The organism is Asticcacaulis sp. W401b, assembly GCF_046503825.1.
Lineage (GTDB): Bacteria > Pseudomonadota > Alphaproteobacteria > Caulobacterales > Caulobacteraceae > Asticcacaulis.
In genome coordinates this window covers 176,951-195,457 of sequence record NZ_JBKFEE010000001.1, presented here as the reverse complement: position 1 = coordinate 195,457, position 18,507 = coordinate 176,951, and the positions used below count along the sequence as shown (strand labels likewise).

Genomic DNA, 18,507 nt, shown 5'->3' with positions numbered 1-18,507 from the left:
AATGCCGGGAACGCGTGGCAAACGGCACTCGGCATAAAAAAACGCTCCGATTTTGAGGCTTGCCTGACCCAGCGGCAGACGTGCCATATAGGGGCGGGTTTATAACACAATAAGGGAACGAAACGGCATGTCGGTAAAGGTGACAGACGCGGCGGGCATCCGGCGCATCAGGCTCGATCGGGCCGCCAAGAAAAACGCCCTCGATCACCCGATGTACACCACGCTGTCCGAAGCGATAGAGGGGGCGCCGGGCGTTGTCCTGCTCGAAGCCGAGGGCGCTGACTTTTGCGCCGGTAATGACATTGTCGATTTCATTTCGCTGGCTTCGCACGAGGGCGCGGTCGAAGTCCTGCCGGTCTTTCGTTTCCTCAAAGCCCTGACCTATGCGCGCATGCCGATTGTGGCGGCGGTGCAGGGGCGGGCCGTAGGGGTGGGGACCACCCTGCTGCTGCATTGCGATCAGGTGCTGTTGTCCGAAGACGCACGCCTCAGCCTGCCCTTCCTCAAGCTGGGCCTGACACCCGAAGGCGGTTCCAGCCTGCTGCTAACCCAGCGAATCGGCCATGCGCGGGCCTTTGAGTGGCTTAGCTCCGGGCGGGTCATCCCGGCGGCCGAAGCCCTGAGCACCGGTGTCGCCAATCGCGTGGTAACCCGTGAGGCTTTGGAAGCCGAATCTCTGAGCGTTGCTGAAAAACTGGCCGCCCTGCCTCTGGAGGCGCTCATTCAGGCCAAGGCCCTGATGCGGCAGCCTGACGTCATCTGGGACCAGATCGTGCGCGAGGGGGACATTTTTCTGGCGCGCCTGAGGAGCCCGGAAGCGGCCGCGGCCTTTGCAGCGTTTCTCAAAAAAGGCTGAGTTGTAACAATCGCCTAACCTTGTTTATTTGACGGGGCATGGGTTTAGGACTAAAGGGTGCGACCGTTTTTGCCGCATTGTGGCATAGGTTGCATATAAGTCAGGTCTGGCCGTGGATAGCTATGCCTTTGATCGTCTGATTACCGTGGAGGCGCTGGCTGAGCGTGAGGCCGCTGATGCGCTGGTCAACCGCGTGTTCGGACCCGGTCGCTACGCCAAGACAGCGGAACGCCTGCGCGAAGGCAATCAGCCCATCCCGGGCCTGTCGTTCGTCATGCACCGGATCGAACAGGGCGGGCAGAGCGAAACCGCGATTATCGGTTCGGTGCGTCTGTGGCCGGTCAAGGTGCGCGATGACAATCAGGCGCTCAAAGGCGACATGGCCTTTCTGGGGCCGATCGCCGTTGACGAAGATCACCAAAGCCTGGGTATCGGACGCGCGCTGATCCGTACCGCTATCAAGGCGGCCTTTGACGCGGGCGTGACCGCCATCCTGCTGGTCGGGACGCCGGCCTATTTTCAGAGCTTTGGCTTCACGAAGGCCGAAGGGCTGAGCCTGCCGGGCCCGGTCGATTTGCGCCGCCTGATGGTCCTCTATAACCCCGCCTATAAGGGCGAACCTCTGACGGGTGCAGTGGACAAATGAACGGCTGGCTGACCGAGGCCGCGCGTTTTCCTGATAAAGACTATCCCGTTGAGTCGTGGCAGCCGTCCCTGTGCGGGGCCATGGATATCCTTATCCGCCGCGATGGCGTCTGGCTGCACGAAGGCCGGCCCATTGCCCGCCCGGCGCTCGTGCGGCTGTTTTCAAAACTGCTGCGCCGTGACGCAGAGGGCTATGTGCTGGTCACGCCCGTTGAGAAGCTGGCCATCCGGGTTGAGGATTTGCCGTTTCGCATCGTCGATTTCGAAGGCAGGGTTTTCCGCAGCGATCAGGACGACCCGCTGCCCCTGTCGGACGCGCATCCGCTGGTCATTGATGTGCAGGGCGAAGAGTGGCAGCCGCGGATGCGGGTGCGCGGCGATCTTTGGGGGCGACTGACGCGCGCCTGCGCGGCCCGTCTGTTCGAGACGGCGGCACTTGACGGCGATAAGGTGCGGCTGGCGCTGGACGGACAGAGATTTGAAATCCCGGTGGTTTCAGCATAGGTTCCGGAGTCCGTAACAGAAATAAGGCTGTCCCGGTGCACATCGCGCTCCCTCCGGAAATGACCGCGCCTGCGGTTCAGCAGGTCTTTGCCGCGCTCGAAGCGGCAGGGGGGGCGGGCTGTGTGCGTTTTGTCGGCGGCTGCGTGCGTGACGTGGTCATGGGCCGCACGCCGGGCGATCTCGACCTTTCGACGCAACTGACGCCGGACGCCACCGAGGTGGCGTTGTCAGCGGCGGGTATCCGCCATGTGCCGACCGGCAAGGCCTTTGGCACGATTACCGCGGTGATCGAGGGCCAGCCGTTCGAAATCACCTCCCTGCGCGAAGACGTCGAAACCGATGGCCGCCGCGCCGTGGTCAGCTATACGACGGACTGGAGCCGTGACGCGCAACGCCGTGATTTCTACCTCAACGCCCTCTATGCCGATATCCGCGGCGAGGTGTTCGATCCGACGGGGCAGGGGCTTGAGGATGCGCAGGCCGGGCGTGTGCGCCTTATCGGAGACGCAGAGACAAGACTTCGTGAAGACTATCTGAGAATATTGCGTTTTTTCCGTTTTAGCGCCAGTCATGGGCGGGGCTTGGATGAGGCGTCCTTAAACGCCTGCGTGGCCTTGCGGGAAGGGATAGACAGCCTGTCGGGTGAGCGTATCCAGCAGGAATTGTCCAAGCTGCTCAGTATTTCCGACCCGGTAAACGTCGTACAGCGCATGATCGAAACCGGGGTCATGGCGCACGTTGTGCCGGGTGCCCCCGTGAATGCCGAGCGCGTGGTGGCAGGTTTCCCTCTGACCTCAGATGCGATTCAACGATTGATTATCTTGATCGGAGGTCACGGATGGGCTGAGGTGCTAAACGCCTTAATCCAGCGTCTGCGCCTGCCCAACCGGGTGGCCGACCGTCTCAGCGCGGCCGCTGCCGCCTATGCGGAGGCCGATGTCAGGGCGTCACTGGCGGCTCTGAGGCGCGGGCTCTATCGCCATGGCCCGCAGGCGCTGAGCGACGCGCTTATGCTGCGGGGGGCCGAAGCGCGGGTGAGTCTAGAGACGTGGCAAGCCCTCGATCAAAACCTCAAACAGATCGACGTGCCGGTTTTTCCGCTGAAGTCGGTGCGGCTGATCTCTGTGGGCCTTGCGCCCGGCCCGGAACTGGGGCAGGCGCTGCGCCGCATTGAGGACGACTGGATCGCACACGATTTCTCACCAATCGTGATTGAGGACGCCATTGACGCCATAGCCAAACAGGCAAACATAAGAGGCCAGTAAAACCCCGTTGCTGTTTGCCTTATGTCCTACGTTGCTATCCTTGAAACCGGTGTGCCGCCTGAAAATCTCAGCGAAACCTACGGCACCTATGCCGACATGTTTCGCACGCATCTGGCCGCGCCGGAGCGCCAGTTTCGCGTGTTCCGCACCATGGAAGGCGAATTGCCGGGACCCGATGACAAACTCGCCGGCGTGGTGATCACCGGCTCGCCCGCCGGGGTCTATGAAGATCATGCGTGGATTTCGGACCTCATCGGCTGGTTGAGAGGGCTGGATGCGCAGGTGCCGGTGGTCGGAATTTGCTTCGGTCATCAGGTGATGGCGCAGGCCTGGGGCGGCCACGTTGAAAAATCAGATAAGGGCTGGGGCGTCGGCCTGCACGAATATACCATCCATGACAATATCTTATGGCGCGAACTGGCCACAACAAACCTGTCGTCGATCTGCGTCGCGGTCAGCCATCAGGATCAGGTGGTCAGAAAGCCCGACACGGCAGTGGTGCTGGCCGGGTCGGACTTCACGCCCTATGGCGCGCTCGCCTATACCGACCGCAAGGCGATTTCGTTCCAGTGCCATCCGGAATTCTGTGAAAACTTCGCTGGCGATCTGTGGATGAGCCGCCGCGGCTGGCGCATTTCCGAGCATCTGGTCGATCAGGCGATGGACAGCCTAAAGGCCGGCACGACGCGCGACCATGTGTTGGCAGCGATTTCACGGTTTCTGGCGGCGTGAAACCATATTTTGAAGCCTGTGCAGCTCTGCAATACATTTACCTGGAAGACAGCTATGTCATTGGGATTGCTGAGCAGGATCCCGATCTGATCTTCCTGTTGGATGCGGTCCTGACCGAAAACCATCCGGCCTATCAGGTGCCGCCTTCTGAAATATACTACTGCTTCAAGCGTTTAGCCCTTCGATTTGAAGATGTTTCAGATGTAGATTGGAAGGCTCTGCGCTTGAAAAATGCCCTCTCTACGGATGCCGATGGCGAAGTCGATTACGGCAACATCGACACGCTTCTTTTAACAGGCAACAGGGCTCATATCGAAGGCTGTTGGGGACAGGTTGAACTTACCTTTTCCCGGATTACGGTCGATTATCTGGAGCCGTAAGACTTCTCAATTGTCTGCCATTGCCCCACTTACGGCCACTTCACTGCTGGTGGCATGGACGACAGGATGGACTCAACATTGCCGCCGGTTTTCAGGCCGAACAGCGTCCCGCGATCATAGAGCAGGTTGAATTCAACATAGCGGCCGCGCTGTATCAACTGTTGATCACGCTCGTCTTCTGTCCAGCTTTGCTCTAAGCGTTCACTCACAAGTCGCGGATAGATATCGAGAAACGTCTCGCCCACTGCGCGGGTGAAGGCAAAATCCGCCTCATGATCGCCGGTGTTGAGGTGGTCATAGAAGATACCGCCAATGCCGCGCGGTTCGTTGCGGTGAGGCAGGAAGAAGTATTCATCACACCATTTTTTGAAACGCGCATAATAGTCCGGCGCGAAGTGATCGCAGGTCGCTTCGAACGCCGCGTGGAAGGCTTTGGCCTGCGTGGCGTCTTCGCGACGATCGGCGGCCAGAAGCGGCGTCAGGTCGGCGCCGCCGCCGAACCAGCTCTGTGTCGTGGTGATAAAGCGCGTATTCATATGCACCGCCGGGACGTGCGGGTTCCACATGTGCGCGATCAGGCTGATGCCGGTGGCGAAAAAGCGCGGGTCTTCGGCGGCCCCCGGTATGGTTTTGGCGAAGTCCGGGCTGAAGGTGCCGTGCACGGTTGAGATGTGCACGCCGACCTTTTCGAACAGCCGCCCGTGCATCATCGACATTTCGCCGCCACCACCATCGCCGTGTTCCGCGTCAGAGCGTGTCCAGGGCTTACGCACAAAGCGGCCGGGCGTCGGTCCGTACAACGTCTCAGGGGCCGCGTCCTCCAGCGCCTCAAACGCGGCACAGATGCGGTCACGCAAGGCACGGAACCAGACGGCGGCGGCCTGCTGGCGCGTGCTCAGGCTATCGGCGGAAAGCGGGGCGGAGAGGGGGGCGGTGGCGGTCATGGTGGTCTTTTAGGCTATTGGCGGGTTTGGGGCAAACCCTTGCGTCTGGCGAAGCGCCTCGCCCAGCGCCATGGCGGCGGCATTGATGACGTTGATCGAGCGCATACCGGGTCGCATGGGGATCAGCAGACGGGCATCGGCGGCGTTGTGGACCTCATCCGGCACACCCGCGCTTTCGCGCCCCATCAGCAGGATGTCGTGCGGCCCGAACTGAAAGTTTTGGTAGGGCTCGGCGCCCTTGGTGGTAAAGAGGACAAGACGGGCCCCCTGCGGCCAATCGTCGCGCCCGTTCAGGAAGGCCGCCCACGAATCATGCCGCGTCACATCGGCCTGACCGCCATAGTCCATGGCCGCGCGACGGATGGCGCGGTCGCTGAGGGGGAAGCCGCAGGGTTCGATGACGTCCAGTGCGACATCAAGGCACGCGCATAAACGTAACGCACTGCCTAGATTCTGTGGAATATCCGGTTGAAAAAGGGCCAGACGCATTTTATGCCATATTTTGGACAGAGGATTTTTTCGGCGCGCAAATGCCGCTATAGACGGAAAGACCTCTGACAGGTAAGAGGAGCTATCTGCGTCTTGTCGGGGAAAACCACCGGCGGGGTCGCAGGTCAATAAGAATTATGGCCGCCCTGTGGCGGCGAGCATTGAGGTAAGCGTCCCGCCCGTTCAGGTCGGGTCGGCGCATTGAGCGCAAGACGAAGAGGTGTCAAGGTGAGCGAACCTGCTACGGATCATGGCGGTCATGGGGACCCGAACCGCCGCGATTTCATTTACATAGCCGCGGGTGCGGCCGCCGTAGGCGCAGTGGCGATGGTTATTCCGCCGCTGGTCGATCAGATGAACCCCGCGGCAGACACCCTGGCTCTGGCTTCGACGGAATTCGACCTGTCGAAGGTACAGGAAGGTATGCAGGTGGTGATCAAGTGGCGCGGTAAGCCCTTGTTCGTTCGCTATCGCACGCCCAAGGAAATCAAGGAAGCGCAGGACGTGAAGCTGTCGGACCTCAAGGATCCGCAGGCCGACGCCGACCGCGTGAAAAAAGGGAAGGAACAGTATCTGATCCTCGTGGGCTCGTGCACGCACCTGGGCTGTGTGCCGACGTTCGGGGCTGGCGATTACGGTGGGTGGTTCTGCCCCTGCCACGGTTCGCACTATGATACATCGGGTCGCATCCGTAAGGGGCCGGCACCGTTGAATCTGGCCGTGCCGGACTTCCAGTTCCTGTCCGACACCAAAGTGAAGATCGGTTAAGAGGGGCATCATGAGCGACCATCCGTCAACCTATGAGCCGAAGACCGGCGTCGAGAAGTGGCTCGACCAGCGACTGCCGATCGTTCGACTCGCCTATGATTCGTTTGTCGATTATCCGACGCCGCGCAACCTGAACTACTGGTGGACCTTCGGCGGCATCCTGTCCGTTTGTCTGATGATCCAGATCGTGACCGGCATCATTCTGGCCATGCACTACACGGCGCATATCGATCTGGCCTTCAATTCCGTTGAGCGCATCATGCGCGACGTGAATTACGGCTGGCTGATCCGTTATGTGCACGCCAACGGCGCGTCGATGTTCTTCTTCGCCGTCTTCGTCCACATGTTCCGCGGTCTTTACTACGGGTCGTACAAGGCCCCGCGCGAAGTCCTGTGGATTTTGGGCTGCCTGATCTTCTTCCTGATGATCGCCACGGCCTTTATGGGCTACGTCCTCCCCTGGGGGCAGATGTCTTTCCACGGCGCCGTCGTTATCACCAACCTGATCGGTTCGATCCCCGTCATCGGCGGCCCGATCCTCACCTGGCTGCAAGGCGGCTTCGCGGTGGATCAGGCGACGCTCAACCGCTTCTTCTCGCTGCATTATCTGCTGCCCTTCGTGATCGCCGGTGTGGTTATCCTGCACATCTGGGCGCTGCACGTCGTCGGTCAGAACAACCCGGCGGGCGTCGATATCAAGTCGAAGGAAGACACCGTGCCCTTCACGCCGTATGCGACGGTGAAGGACGGTCTGGGGATCATCTTCTTCCTGATCCTGTTCTCGATCTTCGTCTTCTTCATGCCGAACGCCCTGGGCCACGCCGATAACTACATCCCGGCCAACCCGCTGGTGACCCCGGCGCACATCGTGCCGGAATGGTATCTGCTGCCCTTCTACGCCATCCTGCGCGCCATCCCGGACAAGTTCGGCGGCGTGATCGCGATGTTCGGTGCCATTGCCGTGCTGTTCGTCCTGCCGTGGCTTGACACGTCGAAGGTGCGCTCTATGCGTTACCGCCCGGTGATGCGCTGGTTCTTCGTCATCTTCGTCGTGGTCTGCCTTGGCCTCGGCTGGTGCGGGGCTCAGCTTCCGGATGCCCCTGTGGTGCCGGGTCTGCCCAGCTTCACCCTGTTCGACGGTGAGTTTAACTCTTACCTGTGGCTGACGCGCGCCCTGACGCTCTACTACTTCGCCTTCTTCCTCCTCATCATGCCCTGGGTCGGCCTGAAGGAAGATCCGCTGCCGGTTCCGGCATCCATCAGCGAGGCCATCCTCGCCGAACACGCGAAGAAGAAGGGGGCTTAAGTCACATGTCCGCTATCATGACAAAAGGCCTTAAGGCTCTGGGACTGGCCGCCATCGCCGCCACCCTCGCCCTGTCGGCACCGGCTTTTGCGGCCGGTGGGGCCAAGCATCCGCACGCCCCCAAGGAAGGCTTCAGCTTCGAAGGGCCGTTCGGAACCTTCGATCAGGGCCAGCTCCAGCGCGGCTTTAAGGTGTTCCGCGAAGTCTGCTCCAACTGTCACTCGGCGACCCTGATGTCGTTCCGTAACCTCGGTCAGAAGGGCGGCCCCTTCTACGATCCGAAGTACAAGAACCCGAACGACAACCCGATCGTCAAGCAGATCGCCTCAGAGTTCGAAGTGCCGGATGTTGACACAGACACAGGTGACGCCATCACCCGTCCGGCGACACCGTCCGATCACTTCCCGGCCAAGTTTGCCAACACCTATGCCGCAGCCGCGTCCAACGGTGGGGCTATCCCGCCCGATCTGTCGGTGATCACCAAGGCGCGCCACGGCGGTGCCCGTTACGTCTATTCGCTGCTGACGGGATACGTTGGGACTCCGAAGGGGCTGACCGTAAATGAGGGGCAGCACTACAACCCCTATATGGCAGGGGATCTGCACAGCGCCTGGAAGGGGGATCCAAAGCATGTTCCTCCCGGTGGCGTGCTGGCCATGGCTCCGCCGCTGAAGGACGATCTGGTCACCTATGACGACGGCACCAAGGCCACGACGCATCAGATGGCTGCCGATGTCGCAACCTTCCTGGAATGGGCCGGTGACCCGCACGCCACGCTTCGCAAGAAGACCGGTGTGGGCGTGCTGATCTATCTGCTGCTGTTCGCCGGTGTGACCTATGCGGCCTATCGCAAGCTCTGGCACGGCAAACACTAATCGCCAGCCTGGCTCTACGGCGAGGGGCTGCGAAGCCCCGTCTTTCAAGCTTCCGGTGCTCACGTACTGTATGTACGCTGCGCTCCGGGTCTTGAAAGTCAGGTCTTCTCGCCGCCTCGCAGTGAGCCATGCAAGACGATTAGTCGCGCATTTTCAAAGCCCTCGGTTCGCCGGGGGCTTTTTCTGATAGAGCGGAATGATTTCTAAGGGAATCCGTCCGCTCAAGCCGCCATTGAGACGGCGGCCAAGGTGGCGGAGCCCGTACCCGGCGAGGGGCAAAACAAAAATCTGGATCATTATGTTTCCATCGGAAATCATAATGATCCAGTGGCTTCAAAAAGTGATCGCTCACCAGGTGTAAAAGGGCACATCCCTTCGTGATCACGTGCTACAGATCAGGCCGAGGCAGGGGACAGTATCGAGTCGTCCATGGATTGTCAGACCCAACCCGTTTCCAAAGGCACCAGCCGGTTTCCTGATGCGCAGGCCCTGCAAAAGATGATGGCCGCGCGTTTGGCTCCGTCCTTTGCGCCGCATGAAGTTCTGGCCGAAGCCCTGCTGCCCCACGTTCTGGGCAGCAGTGACGACGGTTCGCACGACGTGTCACACCTCCAGCGCGTGTTCAAGGTCGCCATGACCCTCTGTGCCGCCGAAAGCGGTGAGGCCGAAATCGTGGCGGCGGCGGTCCTGCTGCACGATTGCGTTCAGGTCGAGAAAAATTCCCCCCTGCGCGCCGAAGCCTCGCGCCTGTCTGCGGAAAAAGCGAGCGACATACTGGCGGCAATGGGCTGGGAATCCGCGCGCATGGAGGCCGCTGCTCACGCCATACTGACCCATTCATTTAGTGCCAATGTCGCGCCGGAAACGCTGGAAGCCAAAATCGTGCAGGACGCCGACCGCCTCGACGCCATCGGCTTTGTCGGCATCGCACGTTGTTTCTACACGGCCGGGCGCATGAACAGCGCGCTTTACGATCCGTTTGACCCGAAGGCCGAAGAACGCGAACTGGATGACCTCAGCTTCGCGCTGGACCACTTTGAAACCAAGCTGTTCAAGCTGAAATCCGGTTTTCAGACCGTCGCCGGCCGCGATATGGCCGACCTGCGCCACGCCCGCATGAAGGCGTTTATAGAATATCTTCACGAAGAAATCTAAGACTTGGGGCCGCAGGCCCCAAACCCCGATACCTCACCGAGACGTCTCCATCTACTCCCCGTAACGGGTGCAGGGGCCGTGCCCCTGCGAACCTTACTTCTTACACATTGAACCGGAAGTTCATCACATCGCCGTCCTTGACGATATATTCCTTGCCTTCCTGACGGAACTTACCGTTTTCCTTGGCACCCGCTTCGCCGTTGAACTTCACGAAGTCCTCATAGGCGATCGTTTCGGCGCGGATGAAGCCCTTCTCGAAGTCCGTATGGATGACGCCGGCGGCCTGCGGCGCGGTATCGCCGACATGGATGGTCCAGGCGCGCGCTTCCTTGGGGCCGACGGTGAAGTAGGATTGCAGACCCAGCAGCGCATAGGCTTCGCGGATCAGGCGGTTGAGGCCCGGTTCTTCGAGGCCAAGGGTTTCCAGAAACTCCTGACGCTCATCGGCATCGAGCAGCGCGATTTCCGACTCGATCTGCGCTGAAATGACCACCGACTTGGCGTGATCGGCGGCGGCGCGTTTGGAGACGATCTCCGACAGGTCGTTGCCGGTCGAAGCCGAGGCCTCATCGACGTTACAGACGTACAGGGCGGGCTTGGAGGTCAGCAGTTGCAGCATCTCCCACGCCTTGGTGTCTTCCTTGCTGATCTTGCCCTTTTCATAGGCGACGCGGGCCGGGCGGCCGTCGCGCAGTTCGGTCAGAGCCGCGTTGATCAGCGATACGGTGAGGGCTGCGTCCTTGTCGCCGCCCGACTTGGCGCGCTTTTCAAGCTGCGGCAGGCGCTTTTCCAGCGATTCCAAATCGGCGATCATCAGCTCGGTTTCGATGATTTCCAAATCGGCCAGCGGGTCGATGCGGCCTTCGACGTGGGTGATGTCCGTATCGACGAAGCAGCGCGCCACAAAGGCAATGGCGTCGCAGTCGCGGATATTGGCGAGGAACTGGTTGCCAAGCCCTTCGCCCTTCGACGCGCCACGCACCAGACCGGCAATATCGACGAAGTTGATGCGGGCCGGGATGATTTCCTTCGAGCCAACGATCCTGGCCAGCACCTCAAGGCGCGGCTCCGGCACGGCCACTTCGCCGGTGTTCGGCTCGATGGTGCAGAAGGGATAGTTGGCAGCCTGGGCCGAAGCGGTCTGGGTCAGGGCGTTGAACAGGGTGGACTTGCCGACATTGGGCAGACCGACGATTGCGACTTTCAGGGCCATGGGATTCCAAGCGGAGAAGAGAGAAATTGGCCCGCTGCCTAACGCATTTTCCCCGGCAAGGCCAGAGCTTTAAAGACAGAGGTGCTTGCGTAACCGAAATGACGCGGAGTAGGCTGTGGTATCTATTGCAAGGATATGACCATGCTGCGCACCGACCGCCGTTCGTTCCTCTCCCTGACTGCGGGCCTTGCCGCGGCGACGGCCCTGCCGGCCGTTGCGCAGACCTCCGACACGGCGCAGATCGACGCCATTGTCGAAGCCTTTATGGCGAAGTTGGCCCTGCCGGGCGTCGCCGTCGCCGTTATCCGGCCCGGTCAGCCCGACTATGTGAAGGGCTACGGCGTCCGCACCCTGGGCAAGCCGGACAAGGTCGATGTGCATACGCAGTTCGGCGTCGCGTCGAACACCAAGGCCTTTACGGCGGCGGCTCTGGCCCTTCTGGTCGAAGAGAAAAAGGTCGAATGGGACGCGCCGGTCGTGCGCTATATCCCCGAATTTAAAATGTACGACGCGGCCCTGACACCGCTGGTGACGGTGCGGGACCTGCTGTCGCACAGGGCTGGTCTGGGGCTGGGGCAGGGCGATCTGATGCTGTTCCCGGCGTCAGACCACACGCGGGAGGATCAGCTCAAGGGCGTGTCGTTCCTCAAGCCGCAATATCCTTTCCGTTCGGGCTATGCCTATAACAATGTCATGTTCACCATCGCCGGTCTGGTCATCGAGCGGGTGTCGGGTCAGACCTATGAGCGCTTTGTGACCGAGCGTCTGCTGACGCCCTTGGGCATGGCCGATACGGTGCTGGGCTGGCCGAATGTGACGGGGAACAATGTGGCCGGGCGGCATGCGCGCCTGACCGGCCCGCTGCGCGGCATGGGTGAGTACAAGGTGGTGCTGCCGGAAGAGACCCTGTCCTTTTCACCGGCGGCGGGGCTGGTCACCAGCGTGACGGGCATATTGCCGTGGCTCCATACGCAACTGAAAAAGGGCGTGATGCCCAATGGGCAAAGGCTGTTTTCCGAGGCCTCGTCGCGCGAAATGTGGAAGCCCAACACGATGGTCGGAGCCGGAGCCGGTCCGACGCCGGAAATGCCGACGGCAGCGCTTTTCCGCACCTATGGTCTGGGCTGGTTCATTCAGGATTATCGCGGCCTGCGGCTGGTGTCGCATTCCGGCGGGCTGGTCGGGCAGGTGACGCAGCAGGCCCTGTTGCCGGAAAAGGGCATAGCGGTCGCCGTCTATACCAATGTCGAGGATGGAGCGAGCGGGCAGATTCGCAACGCCATTCTCGACCTGCTGATCGGGGCGCCGACCTATGACTGGCTGAAGGCGGCTGTCGAAGGCACGGCCAAGGCGGCGGATAAGGCGCTGGCCGATGCACCCAAGGCGCAGCCGGGCGGCCCGTCCCTGCCCCTATCGGCCTATGCCGGCACCTATCGCGATGCCTGGTATGGCGATGTAACGGTGGCGGTGAGCGGCAAGGGCAAGACGGCGCGCCTGACGTTGGATTTCACCCGCACGCCGCGGCTGAAAGGGCCGCTGGAGGTGTTCGGACCGGACGTCTTCCGCACGCGCTTCCCGGTCTGTTGGGGCGAGGACGCTGTGGTGACGTTTGAGGTAAAGGACGGCAAGGTCGCGGGTATGAAGCTGGTGGCCTATTCGCCGCTGGCCGATTTCAGCTTCGACTATCAGGACCTCGATCTGCGGAAAATATAGGCGAGTTACGGGGTGAAGGGGGCCGCGCCCCCTTCGTCTTAAACCGTCACCGGCAGGCTTTGCATCAGGCGTTCGGCGGCGCGTTCGGCTCCGTCTTCCTGCGCCACAATGGCGGAAGCGGCTTCGGCCTTATGGGCAAAGGCAGGGTCAGACAGCAGACGATCCAGCAGACGAATGGCCGAATGTTTGTGCCAGCGGTCGAAGGTGATCGACAGGCCGGCCCCCAGACGCTCAATACGGCGGCCATTGTCGAACTGATCGCCGAAGACCGGCGTGACCAGTTGCGGACGCCCGGCGCGCAGGGCCTGAGCGGTGGAGCCTATGCCGCCGTGGTGGATATTGACGCGGGCGCGCGGCATCAGCAGCGAGTGCGGCGCGTAGGGGACGCAGAGAATATCCGGTCCGAAGTCGTCATTGAGCAGCGGGCTTTGCCCCCCGACCAGCAGCACGGCGCGCTGACGCAGCGCCTTAGCCGCCTTGACGGCGGTGCGGTAGAAGTCTTCGCCGTCATAGACGGCGGTGGAGCCCAGACTGAAAACCAGCGGCGCCTGACCGGCGGACAGGAAGGCCTCCAGCTGCGGCGGCAGTTCGCTGCGGCGGCCGTCTTCGGAATCGAAGAAGGGGAAGCCGACGATCTCGGTATGGGGTGGAAAGTCCGGGGCGACGTCGCCGATCAGGGGGGAATAGAGGCCCAGTGTCATCTGATCCGACTGCACGCCGCCCAGGCTGATTTCCATATGGATGCCGTACTTGGCATAGATGGCGCGGATGGGGGCGAGGCAGCCCGACAGCTTCTTTTCACCAATCCAGAAGATGGCGCGATTATATTGCCGGCCCAACTCGGTGCGTGGCGACAGAACCAGAGGCGCGTCTTTCAGCTTGGGCGGATCATAGGCCGACAACATCACGGCCGGTTGCAGTGCGACCGTGGAGAAGGGGCGGCCTTCGAGACGCGCCGCCAGATGCGCCGTATAGGCATAGGAGGAGGAGACGACCAGATCGGCCTGCCGCACAATGGGGCGCAGCTCGGACAGGCCCTGCTCGATATAGGGGGCCACGAGGTGCTTCAGCATGAAGCCGTGGTCCTGCGAGAAGTGGCGGATGATCTGCGCGGCGTCGATGCCCAGATTCTGGCGGTAGGTCTCCATGCTGGGGCCGCAGGCGAGGAATTTCAGCCCGGCGGCCTCGACCTTACCCTCATAGTCGGGGTGAGAGGCCAGCACGACGCTGACCCCACGGCGTTTCAGCGCAAGGCCCAACGCCATGAAGGGATGCAGATCCCCCAGCGAACCAAAGGTCGTCAGAACGATTTGAGGCGCGGTAGGCATCGTCTAACCTTCTAAGTCCTACTGAACGACTTTTTTAGGATCGAATTTCGGAGCCGGGCTCAAACGCATCACTTCGGTCATGTATTTTTCACTTTCCCCCAAGAGCGCCAGAGGTAGCGCCTTGACGCAGGCGTCACACAAACGCTCAACCCAGTCCTCGGCCTTGTAGAAGTCCGACAAGACCCAGCTATGTACCAGTTCCTTTTGTCCGGGGTGCCCGATCCCCATGCGCCCGCGCACAAAGTTCGGCCCCAGATGTCCCATAATGGAGCGTAAACCATTATGGCCCGCATGGCCACCGCCCATTTTCAGCCGGAAGCGCCCCGGAGCCAGATCCAGTTCATCATGAAATACAAGGATATGGTCGGGCTTGATCTTGTAGAAGGTCGCCGCTTCCAGAACGGCATTTCCCGACAGGTTCATGAAGGTTTGCGGCTTCATGGCCAGTATTTTCGCCGGGCCCTTGGGCGTATCGACGGTCCCTTCGGCGACTTCGGACTGAAATTTTTTGCGCACCGGGCCGAAGTTAGCGCTGTCAATCAGGCGATCAATAAACATGAAGCCGATATTGTGCCGGTTCTTCGCATATTGCGTACCTGGATTGCCAAGACCAACGACAAGAAACAAGGCGGGCTCCGATCAGCTCAAATCGATTCCGTACTCAATGAACGGTGATCTAATCAAAAAAATGGCAGAACGAACATGCCGAAATGCACAGACCCGGAGCGGATTCGTCGGGTTGCACACAGAAATAAGCCCTGTCCTTGGGGTAAGGACAGGGCTTTATCCTATTCCGTGTAAAAGCCGTTATCAGGCTTAGGCGGAAGCTTCTTCGCTCTTTTCAGCGGCCGAGGCGGTGATCGAGGCGATCACGACGTCCTTGGCCGGAACGGCGGTGACGTCTGACGGCAGGCTCAGATCGCCAACGTGGACCGAAGCACCGATGTCGAGACCCGACAGGTCAACCACAACGTCTTCCGGGATGTGACCGGCGGGAACCTGGATTTCCAGCTCGTGGAAGGCCACAGTCAGGGCGCCGCCCTTTTTCAGGCCCGGCGAGGCTTCGTGATTCTTGAAGTGAACCGGCACGTTGATCTTGATGGTCTGGGTTTCATCGACGCGATAGAGGTCGAAGTGAACCGGCACATCGGTGACCGGATGGAAGTCGATCGCCTTGGCGATGACCTTCTGGGTCTCTTCGCCGTACTTCAGCGTGACGAGGTGACCGGCCAGCTTGCCCGTGTAGAGCGCCTTGCGGAATTCGTTGAGCTTCACGGCGATAGCCACCGGAGCCTTGTCACCACCGTACAGGATGCCCGGAACCTTGCCTTCATTGCGGGTGGCGCGGGCGCCGCCGGTGCCGGTGCGCTCACGGATTTCAACGTCTAGTACGATATCGGCCATTAGCCTGTTCCTCAAACAAAATGCGCCGCGTCAGTTTCAATGCCCGCCCTCTGAAACCTCCGTAAGGGAGGCGCGGGCAACACAATGGACACGGCGTGGGGAGACCCCGAAAATCTCAAGAGGGCGCGTAGATACACGCTAACGTCCCAATACGCAACGGGTCAGAAAGCGGAAAAATCGGCTTTTTCCCGCTCAAGGGCGGGTTTTTCAGATAGCTACGCTTATAAAGCCAAAAATCCCCCAAGGACTTCAAGTGCCGTCCTTGAGGGATTTTCAGGATAATAGCCGCTGCCACAGGGGAAAACCCGGTTTCCCCCTGACCGATCAGGATGACTTCTTCTTGGCCGGCGTGGTTGTCTTTTTGCTCGACGTCTTCTTGGCCGACGTTTTCTTGACCGGTTCCGGTTTGATGTAGGGCTTGGCGTTGGCATACCTCAACTCTTCGGTGCCGTCGGCCCTCAGCTTGACCTCACGGTCCGGCGACAGGTTGAGCGCGTTCGAAGACAGTTCGCCGATGCAGTTGCCTGTATCCATCATGATGTGCTGCCCAACGCAGAACACATCATCGAAGTGGAAGCGCGAGGCGGCCAGACACTGGTTGAGGTTCAGTTTTGATTCGCCAAGGCAGCGCGGCGATTGCTGCTCGTTCAGCAGGGCCACGACGGCGGCCTCGTTGGGGCCTGTGCCCTCACCCAGAATAGAGATGGCAGCGATGGCCAGCGCCCGGTTCACGCCATAGGTATAGGGCGTGTTGAACAGGGTTTCCTGATCAAACGACACCGGGGCGGTGCCGGTCGTGCTGAGCGGCTGAGCCGGAGTGCTGGTCGCCGCAGTGGCGTTATAGGCGGCGGCTTCCGCGGTCGCCGTGCCCGTATTCGCGCGCGTGGTCAGGCCCTTACCGGTGAGAGCTGCGGTCAGGAGTTTAGCGCTTTCGTCGCTGGCCACGCCGCGGCTGGTCGAAGACGACAGCTTGGTGGCGGCCAGACGGCCCGCGGGATCGCTGAGGACGCCCTTGGACCACGCCTGTTTCTGGATCGAATAGGCGGCCTGCTTCATCGCCGTACCCTTGGCGTAGAGCATTTCACCGTCCGAAGACAGGGCCAGAATAACGCGACGGGCGGCGATATTGGCACCGGGGATACCCGCAGCATAGGCCGGGTTGCTGAACAGCTTGTTCACCAATTCCTGACGTGCGGCGTCGTCGGAGGCATAGGCGCGCAGTTGCGAGCGGAAGGCCGGCTCCTGCATGGCGACGATGGCGGCGTAAGCGATAGCCCCGCGCGCCAGTTGCTTGGGCTCATAGGAAGCGCCCTGGCTCAGCTTGGCCTGCACCATGGAGGCGTCGTTGAAATCCGGGCTCATGCCGCGTGCCTGTTCGACGTAGGTCACATAAACCGAGGCGGCATCCGAAATGGCCGGGGCCAGCGACACGGGCGGGCCAGCGGGCGCGGGCGGCGGCGGGGGAGGTGCGGGCGGTGGCGCGTCGGTCTGACAGGCGGCCAGGCTGAGGGCCATAATCGACGCGGTGACGGCCAAGAAGAGCGGCCTGCGGCCGGTTCCGGTCGTGAATTTCATACTAAACTCCCCAATACGGATGCCCGGAACAGCGGGCAATATACGAGACGTCGGTTGACGGGGCGCAAACCCCAGGGCGCAGACAAACAGAAGGTCGCGCGGACAAACGTCCGCATCTGTTTCTTATGTCAGGTACTCTGAGCGGGCCGCAGTTCCCACCGGACGGCGAGGGCATGATACCGGCAAAACGGCCGACCACAAGGCTGTCAGGAATAATTCAACTGCCAGCAGAAGTCCTCATAAAAGCGCCAAAAATATGGCTTTTTCGCTCGCGGCGGCCTCTGAGTCGCGGCGAAACGAAAATAACATTTCCGTGAGAGGAGCGCTTCTCATCACGGTTAATATTGGCCTAATGAAAAATAAAAAAGGCATCCGCAAGGACGCCTTTTTCGCCGGGCGCTTAGTCAAAGAGTTTGGAGACAGACTCTTCGTTGGCGATGCGGCGTATCGCTTCGCCGATCAGCGGAGCGACGCCGACGATACGGACCTTGGGGTGGTTGCGGACATGCTCCGGCGCTTCGATGGAGTCGGTGATGACCAGTTCTTTGAGCACTGAGTTTTCTACGCGCTCCATCGCCTTGCCCGACAAAACGCCGTGGCTGATATAGGCCGAAACCGAGGTCGCTCCACGGTCGATCAGCGCCTTGGCGGCGTTGACCAGCGTGCCGCCGGAATCGACGATGTCGTCGAACAGGATACAGTTGCGGCCCGTAACGTCCCCGATGATGTTCATGACTTCGGACTCGCCGGCGCGCGGACGACGCTTGTCCACGATAGCGAGATCGCCGCCCAGACGGTCGGCCAGCGCGCGCGCGCGCACCACGCCGCCGACGTCCGGCGACACCACCATGATTTCATGGGCGTTGGGATAGTTGGCCTTGATGTCCTTGGCCATGAAGGGAATGGCCACCAGATTATCGGTCGGGATGTCGAAAAAGCCCTGAATCTGACCGGCGTGCAGATCCATGGTCAGGACGCGGTGCGCCCCGGCACGCACGATCAGATTGGCCACCAGCTTGGCCGAAATAGGGGTGCGGCCCCCAGTCTTGCGGTCCTGACGGGCATAGCCAAAATAGGGGATGACGGCGGTGATGCGCTTGGCCGACGCCCGCGTCAGAGCGTCGATGCAGATCAGCAGCTCCATCAGGTTGTCATTGGCCGGATAGCTGGTGGACTGAATGACGAACACATCCTCACCGCGCACATTTTCGTCGATGGTGACGAAGATTTCCTTGTCGGCGAAGCGTTCGATGCGCGCCTTGGTCAGGGGCATGTCGAGATAGTCGCCGATGGCCTGAGCCAGCAGTCGGTTGGAATTGGCCGATAGCAATTTCATGGGGAACCTGTGGGGCGGC

General features: G+C 60.9%; 19 protein-coding genes. 11 read left to right on the top strand and 8 right to left on the bottom strand.

Annotation, left to right across the window (positions count from 1 at the left end):
- Positions 1-127 precede the first annotated feature (127 nt).
- The 6 genes from ACK8OE_RS00870 to ACK8OE_RS00845 all read left to right on the top strand — a co-directional run bounded on the left by ACK8OE_RS00870 (position 128) and on the right by ACK8OE_RS00845 (position 4,382).
- A complete protein-coding gene (locus tag ACK8OE_RS00870; RefSeq protein WP_410271003.1) occupies positions 128-856 on the top strand; it encodes an enoyl-CoA hydratase-related protein in 729 nt (242 codons plus the stop codon).
- Positions 857-968: 112 nt separating this feature from the next.
- On the top strand, positions 969-1,502 hold the full coding sequence (locus ACK8OE_RS00865) for a GNAT family N-acetyltransferase (RefSeq protein WP_290799457.1): 534 nt from the start codon (positions 969-971) through the stop codon (positions 1,500-1,502).
- Positions 1,499-2,005 carry a DUF1285 domain-containing protein gene (locus ACK8OE_RS00860; RefSeq protein ID WP_410271002.1) on the top strand — a complete coding sequence of 169 codons (507 nt, stop codon included), beginning with the start codon at positions 1,499-1,501 and terminating at the stop codon, positions 2,003-2,005. Before ACK8OE_RS00865 ends, ACK8OE_RS00860 begins: the two co-directional genes overlap by 4 nt.
- Positions 2,006-2,040: 35 nt before the next feature.
- Positions 2,041-3,270, top strand: coding sequence for a CCA tRNA nucleotidyltransferase (locus tag ACK8OE_RS00855; RefSeq protein ID WP_410271001.1), 1,230 nt, complete (start codon positions 2,041-2,043; stop codon positions 3,268-3,270).
- Between the two features lie 21 nt (positions 3,271-3,291).
- The gene (locus tag ACK8OE_RS00850) at positions 3,292-4,002 is read left to right on the top strand and encodes a type 1 glutamine amidotransferase (protein WP_410271000.1); all 711 of its coding nucleotides are present in this window, start codon (positions 3,292-3,294) and stop codon (positions 4,000-4,002) included.
- Positions 3,999-4,382: a hypothetical protein gene (locus ACK8OE_RS00845; RefSeq protein WP_290799453.1), complete on the top strand. Its 384-nt coding sequence runs from the start codon at positions 3,999-4,001 to the stop codon at positions 4,380-4,382. The genes ACK8OE_RS00850 and ACK8OE_RS00845 overlap by 4 nt, the downstream gene beginning before the upstream one ends.
- Before the next feature lie 29 nt (positions 4,383-4,411).
- Here ACK8OE_RS00845 and hemF read toward each other — a convergent pair whose 3' ends face one another.
- Together hemF and ACK8OE_RS00835 are read right to left on the bottom strand one after the other, a co-directional pair.
- Positions 4,412-5,326: an oxygen-dependent coproporphyrinogen oxidase gene (gene hemF, locus ACK8OE_RS00840; RefSeq protein ID WP_410270999.1), complete on the bottom strand. Its 915-nt coding sequence runs from the start codon at positions 5,324-5,326 to the stop codon at positions 4,412-4,414.
- A 9-nt stretch (positions 5,327-5,335) separates the two neighbouring features.
- Complete coding sequence (locus tag ACK8OE_RS00835; RefSeq protein ID WP_410270998.1) at positions 5,336-5,815, bottom strand: tRNA (cytidine(34)-2'-O)-methyltransferase; 480 nt, start codon at positions 5,813-5,815, stop codon at positions 5,336-5,338.
- Between the two features lie 228 nt (positions 5,816-6,043).
- On the opposite strand from ACK8OE_RS00835, the gene petA reads away from it, so the two are divergent.
- From petA to ACK8OE_RS00815, 4 genes are all read left to right on the top strand, one after another.
- A complete protein-coding gene (gene petA / locus ACK8OE_RS00830) occupies positions 6,044-6,583 on the top strand; it encodes a ubiquinol-cytochrome c reductase iron-sulfur subunit (protein ID WP_290799450.1) in 540 nt (179 codons plus the stop codon).
- 10 nt (positions 6,584-6,593) lie between these two features.
- Positions 6,594-7,889: a cytochrome b gene (locus ACK8OE_RS00825; RefSeq protein WP_126419926.1), complete on the top strand. Its 1,296-nt coding sequence runs from the start codon at positions 6,594-6,596 to the stop codon at positions 7,887-7,889.
- A gap of 5 nt (positions 7,890-7,894) precedes the next feature.
- Positions 7,895-8,764, top strand: coding sequence for a cytochrome c1 (locus tag ACK8OE_RS00820; protein ID WP_410270997.1), 870 nt, complete (start codon positions 7,895-7,897; stop codon positions 8,762-8,764).
- 429 nt (positions 8,765-9,193) lie between these two features.
- Positions 9,194-9,919 (top strand): HD domain-containing protein, encoded by a 726-nt coding sequence (locus ACK8OE_RS00815; RefSeq protein ID WP_410270996.1) that lies wholly within the window; start codon positions 9,194-9,196, stop codon positions 9,917-9,919.
- A gap of 100 nt (positions 9,920-10,019) precedes the next feature.
- Here ACK8OE_RS00815 and ychF read toward each other — a convergent pair whose 3' ends face one another.
- Positions 10,020-11,132 carry a redox-regulated ATPase YchF gene (ychF, locus tag ACK8OE_RS00810; RefSeq protein ID WP_410270995.1) on the bottom strand — a complete coding sequence of 371 codons (1,113 nt, stop codon included), beginning with the start codon at positions 11,130-11,132 and terminating at the stop codon, positions 10,020-10,022.
- 141 nt (positions 11,133-11,273) lie between these two features.
- On the opposite strand from ychF, the gene ACK8OE_RS00805 reads away from it, so the two are divergent.
- A complete protein-coding gene (locus ACK8OE_RS00805; protein ID WP_410270994.1) occupies positions 11,274-12,845 on the top strand; it encodes a serine hydrolase in 1,572 nt (523 codons plus the stop codon).
- 38 nt (positions 12,846-12,883) lie between these two features.
- Here the strand turns inward: ACK8OE_RS00805 and ACK8OE_RS00800 are convergent, their stop codons facing one another.
- From ACK8OE_RS00800 to ACK8OE_RS00780, 5 genes are all read right to left on the bottom strand, one after another.
- Positions 12,884-14,173 (bottom strand): glycosyltransferase, encoded by a 1,290-nt coding sequence (locus ACK8OE_RS00800; RefSeq protein ID WP_290799438.1) that lies wholly within the window; start codon positions 14,171-14,173, stop codon positions 12,884-12,886.
- Positions 14,174-14,191: 18 nt separating this feature from the next.
- On the bottom strand, positions 14,192-14,800 hold the full coding sequence (gene pth / locus ACK8OE_RS00795) for an aminoacyl-tRNA hydrolase (protein WP_290799436.1): 609 nt from the start codon (positions 14,798-14,800) through the stop codon (positions 14,192-14,194).
- A gap of 189 nt (positions 14,801-14,989) precedes the next feature.
- Positions 14,990-15,577 (bottom strand): 50S ribosomal protein L25/general stress protein Ctc, encoded by a 588-nt coding sequence (locus ACK8OE_RS00790; RefSeq protein ID WP_126419941.1) that lies wholly within the window; start codon positions 15,575-15,577, stop codon positions 14,990-14,992.
- A gap of 324 nt (positions 15,578-15,901) precedes the next feature.
- Positions 15,902-17,152, bottom strand: coding sequence for a hypothetical protein (locus tag ACK8OE_RS00785; protein WP_410270993.1), 1,251 nt, complete (start codon positions 17,150-17,152; stop codon positions 15,902-15,904).
- Between the two features lie 400 nt (positions 17,153-17,552).
- Positions 17,553-18,488 (bottom strand): ribose-phosphate pyrophosphokinase, encoded by a 936-nt coding sequence (locus ACK8OE_RS00780; protein WP_126419944.1) that lies wholly within the window; start codon positions 18,486-18,488, stop codon positions 17,553-17,555.
- Between the last annotated feature and the right edge of the window lie 19 nt (positions 18,489-18,507).

What these genes read in the sequence shown, in the direction of transcription:
- ACK8OE_RS00870 (WP_410271003.1), top strand. Translation starts at nt 128, where the DNA reads ATGTCGGTAAAGGTGACAGACGCGGCGGGCATCCGGCGCATCAGGCTC.
- ACK8OE_RS00860 (WP_410271002.1), top strand. Translation starts at nt 1,499, where the DNA reads ATGAACGGCTGGCTGACCGAGGCCGCGCGTTTTCCTGATAAAGACTAT.
- ACK8OE_RS00850 (WP_410271000.1), top strand. Translation starts at nt 3,292, where the DNA reads ATGTCCTACGTTGCTATCCTTGAAACCGGTGTGCCGCCTGAAAATCTC.
- hemF (WP_410270999.1), bottom strand. Translation starts at nt 5,326, where the DNA reads ATGACCGCCACCGCCCCCCTCTCCGCCCCGCTTTCCGCCGATAGCCTG.
- ACK8OE_RS00835 (WP_410270998.1), bottom strand. Translation starts at nt 5,815, where the DNA reads ATGCGTCTGGCCCTTTTTCAACCGGATATTCCACAGAATCTAGGCAGT.
- ACK8OE_RS00825 (WP_126419926.1), top strand. Translation starts at nt 6,594, where the DNA reads ATGAGCGACCATCCGTCAACCTATGAGCCGAAGACCGGCGTCGAGAAG.
- ACK8OE_RS00820 (WP_410270997.1), top strand. Translation starts at nt 7,895, where the DNA reads ATGTCCGCTATCATGACAAAAGGCCTTAAGGCTCTGGGACTGGCCGCC.
- ACK8OE_RS00815 (WP_410270996.1), top strand. Translation starts at nt 9,194, where the DNA reads ATGGATTGTCAGACCCAACCCGTTTCCAAAGGCACCAGCCGGTTTCCT.
- ychF (WP_410270995.1), bottom strand. Translation starts at nt 11,132, where the DNA reads ATGGCCCTGAAAGTCGCAATCGTCGGTCTGCCCAATGTCGGCAAGTCC.
- ACK8OE_RS00805 (WP_410270994.1), top strand. Translation starts at nt 11,274, where the DNA reads ATGCTGCGCACCGACCGCCGTTCGTTCCTCTCCCTGACTGCGGGCCTT.
- ACK8OE_RS00800 (WP_290799438.1), bottom strand. Translation starts at nt 14,173, where the DNA reads ATGCCTACCGCGCCTCAAATCGTTCTGACGACCTTTGGTTCGCTGGGG.
- ACK8OE_RS00790 (WP_126419941.1), bottom strand. Translation starts at nt 15,577, where the DNA reads ATGGCCGATATCGTACTAGACGTTGAAATCCGTGAGCGCACCGGCACC.
- ACK8OE_RS00785 (WP_410270993.1), bottom strand. Translation starts at nt 17,152, where the DNA reads ATGAAATTCACGACCGGAACCGGCCGCAGGCCGCTCTTCTTGGCCGTC.
- ACK8OE_RS00780 (WP_126419944.1), bottom strand. Translation starts at nt 18,488, where the DNA reads ATGAAATTGCTATCGGCCAATTCCAACCGACTGCTGGCTCAGGCCATC.